The following is a 15,706-nucleotide window of genomic DNA, read 5'->3' as shown; positions in this document are numbered from 1 at the left end:
CTCCCGCCGTCTCAGGCAACACCCACATTTCATCCGACCTGTTTCATCTTTAAGGAGTTGCCATGCCCAACACCGTACGAAACGCTGTTTCCAACGATATCATTGCCGCGTCCGGCCTCAATCCGTTGAAAGCCGCTCGCGAAACGAGGGGATACACGATCGAGGAACTTTCTTTGACCTGCGGCCTGGCCGTGGGCGAGATCGTCGACATCGAGGACGGCAAGGACGTCGACCCCGCCAAGCTCCGGCGCATCGCTTCCGCGCTGCAAGTGCCGGAAGAGGAATTGATCAGGGTGCCGTCCGCAGAGAATCGGCCCACACAGCAATAGAGACGCCAGAAGCGTCCATCCAGAAGCCCGCCGAGGGTTGGCCCGGCGGGCTTTTTAGTGCCTGCGAGGCGCAGGCGCTGGCTCTTGCCAATAACCGCCATGCCATGCGATTCGCCGAGCGCTGCTGTTCGACAGACCTGACGAGGGATTCACCATGAGCTTGGAATCGGTCCGCGCCTTTCTGGCCGAGCACGCGCCCGATGTTGAAGTCATCGTCACCGAAGCAAGTTCCGCAACAGTGGCGCTGGCGGCGGAGGCGCACGGCGTCACGCCGGCGCAGATCGCCAAGACGATCTGCCTGCGCGTCGCTGACGAGACCATGCTGGTCGTGACCAGCGGCATCGCCAGGCTCGACAACCGCAAATTCAAGGACAGGATGGGCGGCAAGCCGCGCATGCTCGGCGGCGAAGAGGTGCTGGCAGTCACCAGCCATCCGCCGGGCGGCGTCTGTCCGTTCGGCCTGCCGGCGCCGCTGCCCGTTTATTGCGATCTGTCGCTCAAAGCCTTCGGCGAGGTCGTTCCGGCAGCCGGCGCCACCAATGCCGCGGTGCGCATCACGCCGCAGCGCATGGCCGATCTGGTCGGCGCCGTATGGGTCGACGTTTGCCAGTAACAATTGCCGCCTAGATATCTTTTTATGGTTCGTCGAGGGCCGTCGCGCGGTTTTGACCGACGTTCGGCCGCGACCGCTCGCTTTCCATTTGGTTCGGTACGGGCGCCCGCTGCCCGTGCCTTTAGCCGTTGCGCATCGAGCAATTGGAAAAGCGTCGACCAACGGCCAAATTCTGGACATTAGTCTTGACAGAAATACATATGTTCAATACCGGTCAAGCAACCGAACAGCATGCGATATGGGAGGAATACGGTATGGCATCCAACATTTCGTTGACGGGCCTTGCCCGCGATCTTGAGGAACGAGCCAAGTCGGGCAAGCCCATCCGCATCGGCCTGATCGGTTCCGGCGAAATGGGCACCGACATCGTCACCCGCGTCGCCCACATGTCCGGCATCGAGATCGGAGCCATTTCGGAACTCAACCTGCCGGCGGCCAGCAAGGCCGTCGATATCGCCTTCCAGGAAACCGGCCATGCGCGCGAGGTTTCCAACACTTCGGCGATGACCTCGGCCATGGAGGCCGGCAAGATCGCCGTCACCAGCGATTCCAGCCTCGTCATCGGCAATGACCTCATCGACGTCGTCATCGACGCGACCGGCGTTCCGGCCGTAGGCGCCGAGATCGGCCTGCACGCCATGGAGCATGGCAAGCATCTGGTGACGATGAATGTCGAGGCCGACGTCACCATTGGCGCCTACCTCAAGAGCGAGGCCGACCGTCTCGGCGTCACCTATTCGCTGGGCGCCGGCGACGAGCCGTCTTCCTGCATGGAACTGATCGAATTCGTCTCCGCCATGGGGCATCCGATCGTTGCCGCGGGCAAAGGCAAGAACAACCCGCTCAACATCGACGCCACGCCTCCGGACTATGAGGAGGAGGCGAAGCGCCGGCATATGAATGTGCGCATGCTGGTCGAATTCGTCGACGGTTCGAAGACCATGGTCGAGATGGCGGCGATCGCCAACGCGACCGGGCTGGTCCCCGACAAGCCCGGCATGCACGGTCCGGCTGCGACGCTTGGCGAATTGTCCAAGGTGCTGGTGCCCGAGAAGGACGGCGGCGTGCTGTCGAAGGTCGGCGTCGTCGACTACTCGATCGGCAAGGGTGTCGCGCCCGGCGTCTTCGTCGTCGCCGACATGTCGCATCCGCGCATCTCGGAGCGCATGGAAGACCTGAAGATGGGCAAGGGCCCGTATTTCACCTTCCATCGCCCCTATCACCTGACCTCGCTGGAAGTGCCGCTGACCTGCGCCCGGGTCGTGCTTTACGGTAAGGCCGACATGGTGCCGCTGGCCAAGCCCGTGGCCGAGGTCTGCGCGGTCGCCAAGAAGGATCTGAATCCCGGCGACAAGCTCGATGCCATCGGTGAGTATTGCTATCGCGCTTGGATCATGACGGCTCCGGAGGCCCATGCGGCGCGCGCCGTTCCCTGCGGCCTGCTGCAGGGCGGCTCCGTCACCCAGCCCATCAAGAAGGGCGAGCTCATTACCTATGCCAACGCGGCGCCCGCGCCGGGCTCGAAGATCGCCGAACTGCGCGCCCGCCAGGACAAGCTCGTTTACGGCGCTGTGGAGGCGTGATCATGGCTGGAGCCAGCAAAGCCGTCGTGGATAGCCGGGCCAACCTGCCTTTCGTCTATCGCCAGTACAGCCCGGAGCAGCTCCGGGAGGTGCTTCATAAGATGTACCTCATCCGCCGCTTCGAAGAGGGCGCCGAAGAGTGCTACATGCGCGGCCTCATCCACGGCACCATGCACCTGTCGATCGGCCAGGAAGCCAGCGCCATGGGCATCTGCATGCCGCTCGCCGAGGATGACCAGATCACCTCAACGCATCGCGGCCATGGCCATTGCATCGCCAAGGGCGCCGAGGTCAGCCGTATGTTCGCCGAGTTCTTCGGCAAGACCACCGGTTACTGCAAGGGCCGCGGCGGCTCCATGCACATCGCCGATGTCGCCAAGGGCAATCTCGGCGCCAACGGCATCGTCGCCGGCGGCATTCCGATCGCGGTGGGTGCCGCACTTTCCGCCAAGAGGATGAAGACCGGCAAGGTCGTGGTCTCGTTCTTCGGCGACGGCGCCAACAATGAGGGCGCCTTTCATGAGGCGCTGAACATGGCGGCGATCTGGAAGCTGCCGGTGATCTTCGTGTGCGAGAACAACGGCTACGGCATGTCGACCTCGACGGCGCGCTCGACCGCGGTGAAGAACATCGCCGAGCGGGCGGCCGCCTATTCGATGCCCGGTGTCATCGTCAACGGCAATATCTTCTCCGAGGTCGCCGAGGCGTCTTTCAAGGCGGTGGAGCGGGCGCGCGCGGGCGAGGGGCCGACGCTGATCGAATCCAAGACCTATCGCCATCGCGGCCATTCCAAGAGCGACCGCAACCGCTACCGCACCAAGGAAGAGATCGAGGACTGGATGGCGAACCGCGATCCGATCACGCTGTTTGAGACCGAACTGCGTGACTTCGGCTTCATCGACGACCAGGGCATCCAGGCGATCCGCGACGCGGTCGCCAAGGAGATCGCCGACGGCATCGAGTTCGCCAAGGCGAGCCCGGCGCCCGAGATCGCCGCCCTTGCGGACTACGTTTACACGGAGCATGCGTGATGGATGCCGTGGTGCGTGAACTGAGCTACGCCCAGGCGATCCAGGAAGCCATGGCTATCGCCATGGACATGGACGAGCGCGTCTTCCTGATGGGCGAGGACATCGGCGTCTATGGCGGCGCCTTCCAGGTGACGGGCGATCTTGTCGAGCGCTACGGCAGCGACCGTGTCATCGACACGCCGATCTCGGAACTGGGCGGCGCCGGCGTCGCGGTGGGCGCCGCCGTCACCGGCATGCGGCCGATCTTCGAATTCCAGTTCTCGGATTTCGCCACGCTCGGCATGGAGCAGATCGTCAACCAGGCGGCCAAGATGCGCTTCATGCTCGGCGGCGAGGTCTCGGTGCCCCTGGTGATGCGCTTCCCGGCCGGCTCCGGCACGGGCGCCGCCGCCCAGCACAGCCAGAGTCTCGAGGCCTGGCTCGGCCATGTGCCCGGCCTGAAGGTGATACAGCCGGCGACGCCGCACGATGCCAAGGGCATGCTGCTTGCCGCGGTCGCCGATCCGGACCCGGTCATGATCTTCGAGCACAAGCTGCTCTACAAGATGAAGGGCCATGTGCCGGAAGGCCATTACACCGTTCCGATCGGCAAGGCCGAGATCCGCCGCGAAGGCCGCGATCTCACCATCGTCGCCACCTCGATCATGGTGCAGAAGGCGCTCGATGCCGCGGCCGTGCTGGAGGGCGAGGGCATCGACATCGAAGTGGTCGATCTGCGCACGATCCGGCCGCTCGACAGGCAGACCGTCATCGACAGCGTGAAGAAGACCTCGCGCCTGCTCTGCGTCTACGAGGCGGTGAAGACGCTCGGCATCGGCGCGGAAGTGAGCGCGCTCGTCGCCGAAAGCGAGGCGTTCGACTATCTCGATGCGCCGATCGTGCGGCTCGGCGGCGCCGAGACGCCGATCCCCTACAATCCGGACCTGGAAAAGGCGACGGTGCCGCAGGTTCCCGACATCATCGCCGCCGCCCGCGACCTCGTGAAAGGGGTCCGCTGAGCGATGCCGACCGAAGTCATTCTTCCCAAGGTCGACATGGACATGGCGACCGGACAGATCTCGCGCTGGTTCGCCGAGGAAGGCGCCAAGGTCAAGAAGGGCGACGTGCTCTTCGAGATCGAGACCGACAAGGCGGCGATGGAGATCGATGCGCCGGCCAGCGGCACGCTGCGCAACGTCACCGGCAAGGAGCGCGTCGACATTCCCGTCGGCGAGCCGGTGGCGTGGATTTATGCCGATGACGAAGTCTACGCGCCAATCTCCCCCCTTAGGGGGGAGATGCCGGCGAAGCCGACAGAGGGGGGCGCTGTCCCGTCAACCTCTTATTCTGTCGCGCCCCCGTCTGGCCTGCCGGCCATCTCCCCCACGAGGGGGGAGATCAGCCAATCGCAAGGGCCTGCCCGAGCCACGCCTTTGGCTCGACGCTTGGCCCGTGAGGCAAATCTGGACCTCTCGGCTATAGCAGGCAGCGGTCCGCGCGGCCGTGTTGTGCGCGCCGACGTTGAGGCAGCAGTTGCCAGCAAAGACGCGGCCGCCTCTGCTCAGCCCGCCGCCGAGATTCCGGCCGGCGCTCCATCCGCTCCGGCCCCAGCACCCAAGCCGATGTCGGACGACCAGGTGCTGAAGCTGTTCGCCGAAGGCTCCTACGAGCTCGCGCCGCACGACAACATGCGCAAGACCATCGCGCGCCGCCTGGTCGAGGCGAAATCCACCATCCCGCATTTCTACCTGACGCTCGACTGCGAGCTCGATGCGCTCTTGGCACTGCGCACGCAGTTGAATGCCGCGGCCCCGATGAGGAAGACCGACAAGGGCGAAGCGCCGGCCTACAAGCTCTCCGTCAACGACATGGTCATCAAGGCGATGGCCATGGCGCTGATGGCGGTGCCGGACGCCAACGCGTCGTGGACCGAGAGCGCCATGGTCAAGCACAAGCACGCCGATGTCGGCGTCGCCGTGTCGATCCCCGGCGGCCTGATCACGCCGATCATCCGCCATGCGGACGAAAAGACGCTGTCTGTCATCTCCAACGAGATGAAGGACCTGGCGAGCCGCGCCAGGAGCCGCAAGTTGAAGCCGGAAGAGTATCAGGGCGGCACCACCGCTGTGTCCAATCTGGGCATGTTCGGCATCAAGGACTTTGCCGCCGTCATCAACCCGCCGCATGCGACGATTTTGGCGGTCGGCGCCGGCGAGGAGCGTGCGGTGGTGAAGAAGGGCGAGATCAAGATAGCCACCGTGATGTCGGTGACGCTGTCGACCGATCACCGCGCGGTCGACGGCGCGCTTGGCGCGGAATTGCTCGGTGCCTTCAAGCGCTTGATCGAAAACCCGATGGGCATGCTGGTGTAAGCCAACCCTGCAGGCCCTTGATCCGGCTTGCTCTTAACGCCACGGACCCTCCGATCACCGACTTGTCAGGCCGGCAGCTCGTAGGAAACCCGGCCTAGCGCTTGAAGCCGCCGCTATTTCGTTCCACATCGGGCGCTATGAACGGCAAGATGCGGGAATGGTTTCGGAATTGGCGGTGGGCCTTGGCCGCATCGCTATTCCTGCATGCCCTGATTGCAGCGTTCTTGTTCCTTGGCTTGCCGAGACCCGACCAACAGCCGGATCAGCAGGAACAGCCGGTCAATGTCGCGATCGTGCCGCCGCCCGATCAGCCCAAGCCGAAGCCCGCTCCAAAGCCGCCGCAGCCGACGCCTGAAAAGAAGGCTGAAAAGCCGCCTGAGCAGGCCGTGCAAAAGCCACCGCCTCCGCAGCCGCCGAAACCGCAGGGCATTCCGGTTCTGAAGCGCGTTTTCCAGTATGGCGAGAAGGATACCGGCCCGGAGAAATCTCTGAACGGAGGCAGCGCTCCAGCCAACGCGCCGTCGCCAGCCCAAAATGAATCAGCGAAGCCGCCGGTCGCACCGAAGCCGGCGCCCGACCAGCCAGCCGCTGCAACGCCCGAGCAGCAGGCCAGCAAGGCCCAAGAGAAGCCGGCAACCGCCCCGCCGGACGAAAAACCCGCGCAAAGCGAGGAGAAGCAGGCGACCGAGGACACTGACAAGCAGCAGCCGGACAAGGCGTCGCAACCCGCCGAGAACCAGGCGGCCGAAGCGCCAAAGCCGTTGACGGCCGAAGCCGGCGACAAGCCCGCACCTCCATCGTCAACCGAAAAGGCAAAGCCTAAACCTTCCAAGGCGATGAAGTTCAAATCGGCAAGAGCCTTGAGAGCGCCAAGCGGGAACCCAGGAAGGTCAAACCCCGCCGACACCGAGGTTGCGGGATCGCCGATCTATTCCGGCCTGCCGGGCGTCAGAAAGCTCTACTCGCCGGGTGCGACCGGCAACGCGCTGGCCACAAGCTCGATGGAGAGCGTGCCGCGCGATCAGCGCGTTGCCAATCTTTGCGCCAACGTTCTGAACCAGGAATTGCAAAGTGCCGATTACTCGCCCAAATGGCTGCCGACTATTCCCCTGAAGCAGGGCAATGTTCTTAACCCTACGCAGGCTGCCTTCAGCACGACAACGCAATGGTACGATCTGAGCTTCCGCTGCGAGGTCGACGCCGATGCAACGAGGGTCCTGTCCTTCAACTTCCGTGTGGGGGGACTGGTCCCGCCCGGTGAGTGGACCCGGCGTCGTTTCCCCAGTCTCCGCTAGAGCATGATCCCGAACCGAAGGTCAGCGAATGCAAAAGTGGGAACCGGTTTTCGGAGAAGATCATGCTCCAACAAAGAGTTGGATCAGGCCGGAACGCCAAGCCCCGCCAATTGCCGGCCGACTTCGTGCCAGTCGGCGCAGACGAAATCGGCGCCGGCAGCCTTCAGCCGCGCACCGTGCTCGGGATAAGTGTGCGCGCCGCCGGTATAGCCGATCGCGATCATGCCGGCCGCGACTGCGCCTTGGACGCCGAGCGGCGAATCTTCGACGACAATGCAGTCGGCCGGCTTCGCCCCCATTTTCTCGGCGGCGTAGAGGAAGATGTCGGGCGCCGGCTTGCCGTTCTTCACCATCGAGGAGGAAAAGATCGCTTCGCCGAAGAAGCGTGACAGCCCGGTCACCGACAGGCTGTGGTTGATGCGTTCGACCGAGGATGACGAGGCGACGCAGCGGTCGCCGGCAAGCGCGCTCAGGAATGGCGCGATGCCCGGCGTCGGCTTCAGCTCCTCGGAAAAGAGCAGCTTGGTCTCGGCCCAGATATCGCCGTCGGCGGCGGCCGGAAACTGATGGCCGGTCAGTTCCTTGATTTTGACGATGATGTCGGACTGCTTCATGCCGATGCATTGGGCGATGATGCCGCCATGGACGCCGGGCATGCCGTGTTTCTCGTAGACGCGCTCATAGGCTTTGGCGGCCAGCGGTTCGCTGTCAACGAGAACGCCGTCGCAATCGAAAATCATCAGTCTAGGTTGCGCCACGCGCTTCTCCCGGCTCCTGTGCCAATGCGCACATCGCTATCGATAAAAAGTCAGATGTTCAATAGTCGGGCGGCTCCGTCCCCAACGCCTCAAAGCTGGCGCAGCGCCTCGCTCACCGGCGTGGATCCAAGCGCGCGCTGCATGGCCTGGCGCGACTGCGCGCGGTCGGGTGTGATCCAGTTGGGCTCGGCGCCGAGGAAGCGGTCGAGAAAGGCCACGGCATAGGCGGGCATTTCCGTTGCGTTCTCGCGGTAAGACCACCAGGTTCGCAGGTCGTCGGCGCATTTGTCGATGCTGGGCGCCGTGCCGAACTCCTGCTCGTGCACGGCCAGGATCGCCGATACGCAGTAGTTGGTATAGAGGAAGCCTTCCGGCCAGAAGCGCACGATTTCCGCCGTGCCGGCATTGGCCTCGCTCTCGATCATGTCGGTGAGGCCGGAAATCTCCCGCGCCGGCGCCTGCCGGATCAGCTCGCGCAGCACAAGCCCGGCGGCGAAGACGATGAAGTCCGCGCGGTCGACGGCAGCGAATCGCTTCTGCGCTTCCATGACTTCGATCCAGTCGAGGAAAGCGCGCGTCAACTTGGCCTCGTCAATCTCGAAGCGCACGCCGAACGTTTCGGACACCACTTTCGCGCTGCTGCGGAAGGTGGCGCGGAACCAGCGCAACTGCCGCAGCCGGTGGCGAAGGTCCGGCATAAGCGCGAGTTCGTGCCTGAAAGGCAGGTCCATGTCTCATTTCCCGTTTGACGGCAGGCTAGCACAGGCGTTGCCGATGCCGAAATCGGTCAGCCGCCTGTGGAGCGTTATGACGGCAAATATAATACATGTTGACATTCGAGGAAACAAATGTTCTCACTTTCGGGTCATCTCACCTCCGTCCAATATGCGTCGGAGGAACGAGAGTCGGGAGGAGTACCGAATGGCGATCTGGCAGTGGGCGCTGCTTCTGCTGTTTGTTGTCTGGGCGCTGCAATCGCTGGGCGTCTGGCTGCAGATGCGGCATTATTCGGACGTCTTCAAAGGCGTCACCGGAGAGTTCAAGGACGGCTTCGTCGGCGCTGGCAATTTCCGCGGCCGGCTTGCCAAGGGCACCATCGCGCTGGTCGTCGTGACGCCGGATCTGATCGTGCGCCGCATGATGGTCATGAGCGGCCGCTCGGTGCTGACCAAGTTCAAGCGACATGAAGAATTCGAGGGCGTCCCCCTCGATCGACTCCGGTCCAACCCTGCGATCATGGGGGAGGGGGAACCCGGTGTGGCCGAGGCCGTGAAACGGGCGATCGAGCAGATCGACCGCGCGCGGTCGGAGCCGGGGAAGAAGCCGGGCCTGTCCGGCTTGAACGTAGCAAGGGCATAAACGGACGCCGGCAGCCGGCTGGGAATGACCGGCAGGGGTCATAAGGAGGAGAAATGTCTGTAATTTCGTTATTGGCGCAGCATGCCGACCTGGCGGTGCATAACCTGCATGTCGCAGGCACCATGGTCTCGGATGCTGCCTGGCACGGCAAGCTCGGCGTCGAGCATGCCACCGATCATCTTGTTGTCCTGGCGCAGGCGACGACCGACAACGCGCCGGTCACCGCCGATCAGCTGAAGGAACAGCTGAAGAACGTGCAGCAGGAAGAGCAGCTCGGCTGGCTGACCGCGATCGGCAAGTATTTCATCGGCATCTTCCAGAAGGGCGGCGAAGTGTTCGCCGGCTTCGTCACCGGCATCATCCCGACGCTGGTGGTGCTGATGACCGCCTTCTACGCCGTTACCGAACTGGTCGGCGAAGAGCGCGTTCATGGCCTGGCGCGCGGCGCCGGCCGCATCGCGCTGACCCGTTATACGGTGCTGCCGGTCCTGTCGGTGTTCTTCCTCACCAACCCGATGGCTTACACCTTCGGTTCTTTCCTGGAAGAAAAGCACAAGCCCGCCTTCTACGACGCGGCCGTGTCCTACGTGCATCCGCCGCTCGGCCTGTTCCCGCATATCAACCCCGGCGAATATTTCGTCTGGGGCGGCATGCTGGTCGCGCTGCTCGACCTCGAGAAGCGGGGCGTCATCGCCAACGGCTACCATGTCAAGGTGGCCATCTGGTACGCCATCGTCGGCCTCGTCGTCATCCTGCTCAAGGGCATGCTGACCGAGCGCATCACGGCCATCATGGCACGCCGCCAGGGCGTCGAGCTCTAAGGGCGGGAGGACACCATGGCCAAGACATACAAGGCAGTAAAGATCTCGAAGGGGTCCACCGGCTGGGGCGGTCCGCTGGTCATCGAGCCGACCGAACAGCGCAGCAAGGTCGTGTCGGTAACCGGTGGCGGCATTCATCCGGTGGCGCAGCTTATCGCTGATATGACCGGCGCCGAGGCGGTCGACGGCTTCAAGGCGCCGCCGATCGAAAGCGAAATGGCGGTCGTCGTCGTCGATTGCGGCGGCACCGCGCGCTGCGGCGTCTATCCGCGCAAGCGTATCCCGACCGTCAATCTGACGCCGGTCGGCCAGGCGGGTCCGCTGGCCCAGTTCATCACGGAAGACATCTACGTTTCGGGCGTGAAGCCGGCCAATGTCACAATGGCGGACGGATCCGAAGCGGTCACCACTGCGGGGGGAGCAGCATCGATGAGTTCAAGCAACAACACTGCATCCAGGGCGGCCGAGCCGCTGCCGAGCGAGGGCGGGCTTATCGGCCTGATCAGTTCGATCGGCCGCGTCATGGGCCGCGTGGTCGGCATCTTCTTCAATTCCGGCCGCCGCACCATCGATCAGGTCATCCGCAACGTGCTGCCCTTCATGGCCTTCGTGACCATGCTGATCGGCCTGATCCTCTATACCGGCATCGGTGACGTGCTGGCGCAGCCGATGGGTCCGCTGGCCAACAACATCGTCGGCCTGCTGGTCATCTCGGCCATCTGCGGCCTGCCGTTCCTGTCGCCCATCCTGGGACCGGGCGCGGTCATCGCGCAGGTGATCGGCGTCGCCATCATCGGCCCGCAGATCGCCAACGGCACCATCTCGCCCGCCATGGCGCTGCCGGCCCTGTTTGCCTACAACACCCAGGTGGGCTGCGATTTCGTTCCCGTCGGTCTGGCGCTCGGTGAGGCCAAGCCGAAGACGATCGAAATCGGCGTGCCGGCGGTGCTCATCAGCCGCCAGATCATGGGCCCGGTCTCCGTGCTGATCGCATGGGTCGTGTCCCTGATCGTGTTCTAAAACACTAGTAAAACGAGGTTCGCCATATGTCGGTTCTTCTCAAGACACGGGTCACTGCTATCGGACCCGAAGTGGCGGACCTCGCCGAAGGCGGCGTGGTCATCCTGTTCGCGGATGGCTCGCCTCCGGAATTGGCCGAGGTTTCCGTGCTTCATCTGGCAGAGCAGGGACCCAGTGACGACGCACCGCAAAAAGGCGCGTCGATCACGCTCGGACCGGTTTCGGCTGTGATAACGGCGGTCGGCTCCACCGCGTGGAGCAAGGTCCGCGAGATGGGTCACGTCGTCATCTCCTTCAACGGAGCGACCGAGGCTGAAAGGCCGGGCGAAGTCTGCGCATCCGAGGTCGATACCGGAGCGCTCGTGGCGGCGCTTACGCCGGGCGCTGTCATCACCATCGCCGCCTGATAGTATCCGCGCTGTCTGTCGACGGCGCCACAAACCTAGAGTTATTGCCATGGAACGCTCGACCATCGTCAGAGTGCACGAAGGTTTGCACGCCCGTCCCGCCACGCGGTTCGTGAAACTCGCCAAGGGTTTCGAATCCGATGTCGAGCTGGTTAAGGACGGCAAGGCGGTCAGCGCCAAGAGCTCGGTCAAGCTGATGCTGCTGGCGGTCAAGGAAAACCAGGAAGTCACCGTGCGCGCCAACGGCGCCGACGCGATCGAGGCTATCGAGGCGCTGATAGGCTATCTGGAGAACCCGCGCGCCGGCCTCGACGACGAGGGCGAGGCTGCCGACGCCGGCTCCGAAGTCACAGCCGCCTTGTCCGTTCCGCAGGCCACGCCGCCGACTGCCGCGTCGCCGGATGGAGCACCAAAACTCCAGGGTATCGCCGCCAGCGAAGGCGTGGCCATCGGGCCGGCCTTTGCCCATTTCCCGCCGGAAATCGAGGGGCCGGGCAGGCGCCTGCAGGCCGATGAGATCGACAGTGAGCTCGAGCGCTTCCGCGGCGCTGTCGCCAGCGTCCAGGCGCGCATGGACCGCACGCTTGCGGAGAACAATCTCTCCGCCGGCGACCGTGGCATCGTCGCGGCGCTGCGCGACATAGCCGCCGACGACAGCCTGACCGGCGAGGTCGAAAGGCTGATCCGGGGCGGTGACGACGCGGTCTCGGCGGTCATTGCGGCCGCGGCCACCATCGCCGCCGATTTCAGCGCGGTCGACGACCACTATCTCAACGCCCGGGCCGACGACGTCCATGCCGTCGGCCGGCAGATCTGCCTGGTGCTGCTCGGCCAGGACGAAGTCAGCCTGGAGACGATACCGCAGGGCGCGATCCTCATTGCCGACGACATCGGCGCCTGGGATCTGGCGCGCGCGCCGCTGAAGCGCATCGGCGGCGTGATCTGCGGCCATGGCGGCGCCACCTCGCACATCGCCATCATCGCCCGCTCGCACGGCATTCCGGCCGTGCTGGGTCTGGGGGATAAGATCAACGAGTTGCGTGCGGCCAAGGAGGTCGCCATCGACGGCAATGCGGGGCACGTTCTCGTCGACCCCGACGAGGCCACGCGTACTGATTTCAACAGGCGCGTCGAGGCGGCGGCGCAGGAGCGCGCGGGCCTCAAGGTGTTCAAGGGCGTGACCCCGAAGCGCGCCGACGGCACCGTAATCGAGGTCGCGGCCAATATCGGCTCGCTGGAGGAGATCGAGGCGGCGCAGGAAGCCGGCGCCATGGGCGTCGGGCTGTTCCGCACCGAGCTGCTCTTCATGCGCCACATGCATCTGCCGTCGGAGGACATGCAGGCCGAGACCTACAGCGCCTTGGCCAAGGCGTTTGCGCCACATTCGGTCATCGTGCGCACGCTCGACATCGGCGGCGACAAGCCGATCGCCGGCATCGAGTTTCCGGACGAGGAAAATCCCTTCCTCGGCTGGCGCGGCATCCGCATGTGCCTGGACCGTCCCGACATCTTCAAGCGCCAGCTGCGGGCGCTGTTGCGCGCCGCCGTCCATGGCAACATCAAGGTGATGCTGCCGATGGTTTCGGAAATCGCCGAAGTGACGCGCACCCGCGCGCTCGTCGAGGAATGCGCGGCGGAATTGAAGGCCGAAGGCGTGCCGCATGCAAGCTTCGACCTCGGCGTGATGATCGAGACGCCCGCCGCCGTGCTGATCGCGCCGGCCCTGGCAAGGGAAGTGGCGTTCTTCTCGATCGGCACCAATGACCTCACCCAGTACATCATGGCCGCCGACCGCCTCAATCCGACGGTCGCCAAGCTCAATGACGTCACCAATCCGGCGGTGATGTCGGCGATCGAGCTGACGGCGAAGGCGGGTGTCGCCGCCGGCATCATGGTGGGCATGTGCGGCGAGGCCGCCGGCCGTCCGGACCTGATCCCGGCCTTCGTCGGGATGGGCCTGACCGAACTCAGCATGAGCCCGGCCTCGATCCAGCGCGCCAAGAAGACGATCGCGGCCATGGCGGCCGAGCGATAGCGGATCCTCGCGGCGGGTTACGTCAGATGCGCGAGCAGCGTGGCGAGAACCGGTGTCAGTTCCTGGACGGCATTGGCCTGGGCGCAGGCCTGCCGGATGCGATCCTCCCGCACTTCGGCCGCCAGCACCGCGATCTCGAGAATGTCGGGCTCGGGCGTGCCGTCGGCCTTGGTCGCCAGTCCGCAGGCAAGCACCACTGGCGCAAGGCATCTGATGTCGAGAGACCGGTCGCCGGCTATCGCCGGGCCTGTCCCGATCTCGCCAGGCTGAACAGGACGGTGGTTGAGGCATTCGACGAGGAGAGCAGCGCAGGCCGCCGCGACCTCATCCGTGGATGCCGCGTCGCCCGTCGCGGCAGCCAGAAGATCGGCGTGGCGCTTGCGCATCGCTGCGTGCACGGCGGAAAAGCCCGCCTCGTGAACGCGCGGATTGTCGATGCCGTAGCCGGCGAGAACCGCGCGGGTCAGATAATACATGTCACGCCTGAACTGGCGTTCGCCGCCGATCTGCCGGTCTTCGTCGCCTTGCGGGAAATAGGTCCGCAGGCTTTTGACGGTCGTGCCGTCGACCTTGAGCGGCCGGGAGTGCGGAACGAAGGATTCGGCGATCGTCAGCGCCTCGTCGACGGCCCTTGCGGCATGGCCAAGCAGGCTGCGGCCCGGGAAGGGCGGCAAATTGCCGGCGATGTCGTGCGAGGTATCGCCGGTGCTGTCGTGGCGGTTCTGGCGGATCGCGTCGCGCAGTTCCCGAAGCCGGTCCTTCAGGTTGGCGCGGACGTCTTCGGAAATTTGTCGCAGCATCGCCAATTGCCTCGAAACGCTGAAGCCGGTCAGGGCTTGGGGCGCCAGTCACCCTCTCTAGATTGTTCGTCTCGATTGGTAGATCAATAGGCAATATTTAACCAGCATGCAGAATCGGCGAGGCAGCATCATCGCCGGGCTTGGAGGGGAAATTGGGCAGGCGGCGGCAGGGCGAATCCGAAAACGGCAGGGCGGCGGCTGAGGCATCCGAGCAGGTCGTCAGCGAAAGCCGGACCGACCGCCTCAGGATCCGCGCCGCCTGGATGTATTTTGTCGAGCAGATGACGCAAAACGAGATTGCCGACGTGCTCGGCGTCGGCCGCGTCACCATCGTGCGCATGCTGGCGGAGGCGAGGGCGCGCAACGAGGTGAAGATCACCATCGAGAGCGAGCTTTTGGAGATCGTGCGGCTGGAGCGGGCGCTGGAGAAGACCTTTGGGCTGCAGCAGGCGCTGGTCGCGCCGCTCACAGACCCCAACGCCGATCCAATCCCGGCAATCGCCGCCAAGACCGGCATGTTCCTGTCCGACGCGATGAAATCCGGCATGCGGGTCGGCGTCGGCTGGGGCGTGACGCTATTCCATACCTTGCCCTTCATCAGCGCCAAATCGCTGACTGATTTCAGCGTGATTTCGCTGCTTGGCGGCGTCGGCGTCGCGCGCCGGGTCAATCCGGCCGAGTTCGCCTGGCGCTTTGCCCAGATATTCCAGGGCGACGGTTATCTGATGCCGACGCCGGCCGTCGTCGACAGCGTCGAGACCAAGATCGCGCTGGTCGAGCGTTGCGGCCTGCAGGAGATTTTTGAAATGGCCGACGCGCTCGACGCCGTTCTGCTGAGCGTCGGCGGCATCGCTTCGGCCACCACCTTCTCGCGCGGCGGCTTCCTCAAGGAAGCGGACCGCGAGGCCCTGCTGGCGCGGGGCGCCGTCGGCGACCTTCTGTTCCATTTCTACGACCGCAATGGCGATCTGGTCGACCATCCGGTCAACAGCCATGTGATGTCGGTGGATGTCGATCGCCTGCGTAAGGCGCCGATCCGCATCCTCACCTCCGGCGGCGCCGAGAAGACCGAGGCGCTGCTCGGTGCCATGAACCTGATTGCGCCGACCATCCTGATCACCGACGAAGAAAGCGCGCGCCGCATGCTGGCCGCGCATGCAGATTAGGCTGCAGGCATAAACTCGCCTGGCACATTCGTGCCGTCTTCGTGGGGGATTTCAAGGAAAATGGTCGGAGTGGCCGGATTCGAACCGACGACCCCTTGACCCCCAGTCAAGTGCGCTACCGGGCTGCGCTACACTCCG

16 protein-coding genes and 1 tRNA gene are annotated in these 15,706 nt (G+C 64.5%); 13 read left to right on the top strand and 4 right to left on the bottom strand.

Features of this window, described 5'->3' with window-relative positions; translation table 11 throughout:
* Window positions 1–62 precede the first annotated feature (62 nt).
* From FJ430_RS22155 to FJ430_RS22125, 7 genes are all read left to right on the top strand, one after another.
* Window positions 63–329, top strand: coding sequence for a helix-turn-helix domain-containing protein (locus tag FJ430_RS22155; RefSeq protein ID WP_140641461.1), 267 nt, complete (start codon window positions 63–65; stop codon window positions 327–329).
* A gap of 154 nt (window positions 330–483) precedes the next feature.
* Window positions 484–942 carry a YbaK/EbsC family protein gene (locus FJ430_RS22150; protein WP_140658582.1) on the top strand — a complete coding sequence of 153 codons (459 nt, stop codon included), beginning with the start codon at window positions 484–486 and terminating at the stop codon, window positions 940–942.
* 254 nt (window positions 943–1,196) lie between these two features.
* The gene (locus tag FJ430_RS22145; RefSeq protein ID WP_140707525.1) at window positions 1,197–2,525 is read left to right on the top strand and encodes an NAD(P)H-dependent oxidoreductase; all 1,329 of its coding nucleotides are present in this window, start codon (window positions 1,197–1,199) and stop codon (window positions 2,523–2,525) included.
* Window positions 2,526–2,527: 2 nt separating this feature from the next.
* The gene (locus tag FJ430_RS22140) at window positions 2,528–3,556 is read left to right on the top strand and encodes a thiamine pyrophosphate-dependent dehydrogenase E1 component subunit alpha (RefSeq protein ID WP_140641465.1); all 1,029 of its coding nucleotides are present in this window, start codon (window positions 2,528–2,530) and stop codon (window positions 3,554–3,556) included.
* Window positions 3,556–4,554: an alpha-ketoacid dehydrogenase subunit beta gene (locus FJ430_RS22135; RefSeq protein WP_140641599.1), complete on the top strand. Its 999-nt coding sequence runs from the start codon at window positions 3,556–3,558 to the stop codon at window positions 4,552–4,554. The genes FJ430_RS22140 and FJ430_RS22135 overlap by 1 nt, the downstream gene beginning before the upstream one ends.
* A 3-nt stretch (window positions 4,555–4,557) precedes the next feature.
* Window positions 4,558–5,907, top strand: coding sequence for a pyruvate dehydrogenase complex dihydrolipoamide acetyltransferase (locus tag FJ430_RS22130; RefSeq protein ID WP_140707527.1), 1,350 nt, complete (start codon window positions 4,558–4,560; stop codon window positions 5,905–5,907).
* A 137-nt stretch (window positions 5,908–6,044) separates the two neighbouring features.
* Entirely contained in the window at window positions 6,045–7,202 is a 1,158-nt protein-coding gene (locus tag FJ430_RS22125) for a DUF930 domain-containing protein (protein WP_140707529.1), read from the top strand.
* Between the two features lie 83 nt (window positions 7,203–7,285).
* On the opposite strand, the gene FJ430_RS22120 is transcribed toward FJ430_RS22125, so the two are convergent.
* Together FJ430_RS22120 and FJ430_RS22115 are read right to left on the bottom strand one after the other, a co-directional pair.
* Window positions 7,286–7,960 carry an HAD family hydrolase gene (locus FJ430_RS22120; protein WP_140707531.1) on the bottom strand — a complete coding sequence of 225 codons (675 nt, stop codon included), beginning with the start codon at window positions 7,958–7,960 and terminating at the stop codon, window positions 7,286–7,288.
* An 89-nt stretch (window positions 7,961–8,049) separates the two neighbouring features.
* Window positions 8,050–8,691 carry a hypothetical protein gene (locus FJ430_RS22115; protein WP_140641473.1) on the bottom strand — a complete coding sequence of 214 codons (642 nt, stop codon included), beginning with the start codon at window positions 8,689–8,691 and terminating at the stop codon, window positions 8,050–8,052.
* A gap of 190 nt (window positions 8,692–8,881) precedes the next feature.
* Here FJ430_RS22115 and FJ430_RS22110 point away from each other — a divergent pair, with 190 nt between their 5' ends.
* Genes FJ430_RS22110 through ptsP form a run of 5 tightly spaced genes read left to right on the top strand, consistent with a single transcriptional unit; the run spans window position 8,882 to window position 13,602 of the window.
* Window positions 8,882–9,319, top strand: a complete 438-nt coding sequence (locus FJ430_RS22110) for a transcriptional regulator GutM (RefSeq protein WP_140682591.1) — start codon at window positions 8,882–8,884, stop codon at window positions 9,317–9,319.
* A gap of 53 nt (window positions 9,320–9,372) precedes the next feature.
* Window positions 9,373–10,140, top strand: coding sequence for a PTS glucitol/sorbitol transporter subunit IIC (locus tag FJ430_RS22105; RefSeq protein ID WP_127867858.1), 768 nt, complete (start codon window positions 9,373–9,375; stop codon window positions 10,138–10,140).
* A gap of 15 nt (window positions 10,141–10,155) precedes the next feature.
* Entirely contained in the window at window positions 10,156–11,160 is a 1,005-nt protein-coding gene (locus tag FJ430_RS22100; RefSeq protein ID WP_140641477.1) for a PTS glucitol/sorbitol transporter subunit IIB, read from the top strand.
* 26 nt (window positions 11,161–11,186) lie between these two features.
* The gene (locus FJ430_RS22095; RefSeq protein WP_140658568.1) at window positions 11,187–11,567 is read left to right on the top strand and encodes a PTS glucitol/sorbitol transporter subunit IIA; all 381 of its coding nucleotides are present in this window, start codon (window positions 11,187–11,189) and stop codon (window positions 11,565–11,567) included.
* Between the two features lie 49 nt (window positions 11,568–11,616).
* Complete coding sequence (gene ptsP / locus FJ430_RS22090; protein ID WP_140707533.1) at window positions 11,617–13,602, top strand: phosphoenolpyruvate--protein phosphotransferase; 1,986 nt, start codon at window positions 11,617–11,619, stop codon at window positions 13,600–13,602.
* Between the two features lie 17 nt (window positions 13,603–13,619).
* Here the strand turns inward: ptsP and FJ430_RS22085 are convergent, their stop codons facing one another.
* Window positions 13,620–14,402, bottom strand: coding sequence for a hypothetical protein (locus tag FJ430_RS22085; protein ID WP_140707535.1), 783 nt, complete (start codon window positions 14,400–14,402; stop codon window positions 13,620–13,622).
* A 152-nt stretch (window positions 14,403–14,554) separates the two neighbouring features.
* Between FJ430_RS22085 and FJ430_RS22080 the strand changes: the two genes are divergently transcribed.
* Window positions 14,555–15,568, top strand: coding sequence for a sugar-binding transcriptional regulator (locus FJ430_RS22080; protein WP_140707537.1), 1,014 nt, complete (start codon window positions 14,555–14,557; stop codon window positions 15,566–15,568).
* Window positions 15,569–15,629: 61 nt separating this feature from the next.
* On the opposite strand, the gene FJ430_RS22075 is transcribed toward FJ430_RS22080, so the two are convergent.
* Window positions 15,630–15,706, bottom strand: a tRNA-Pro gene (locus FJ430_RS22075).

The organism is Mesorhizobium sp. B2-8-5, from assembly GCF_006440675.2.
GTDB lineage: Bacteria > Pseudomonadota > Alphaproteobacteria > Rhizobiales > Rhizobiaceae > Mesorhizobium.
This window is presented reverse-complemented; position numbering and strand designations above follow the sequence as displayed.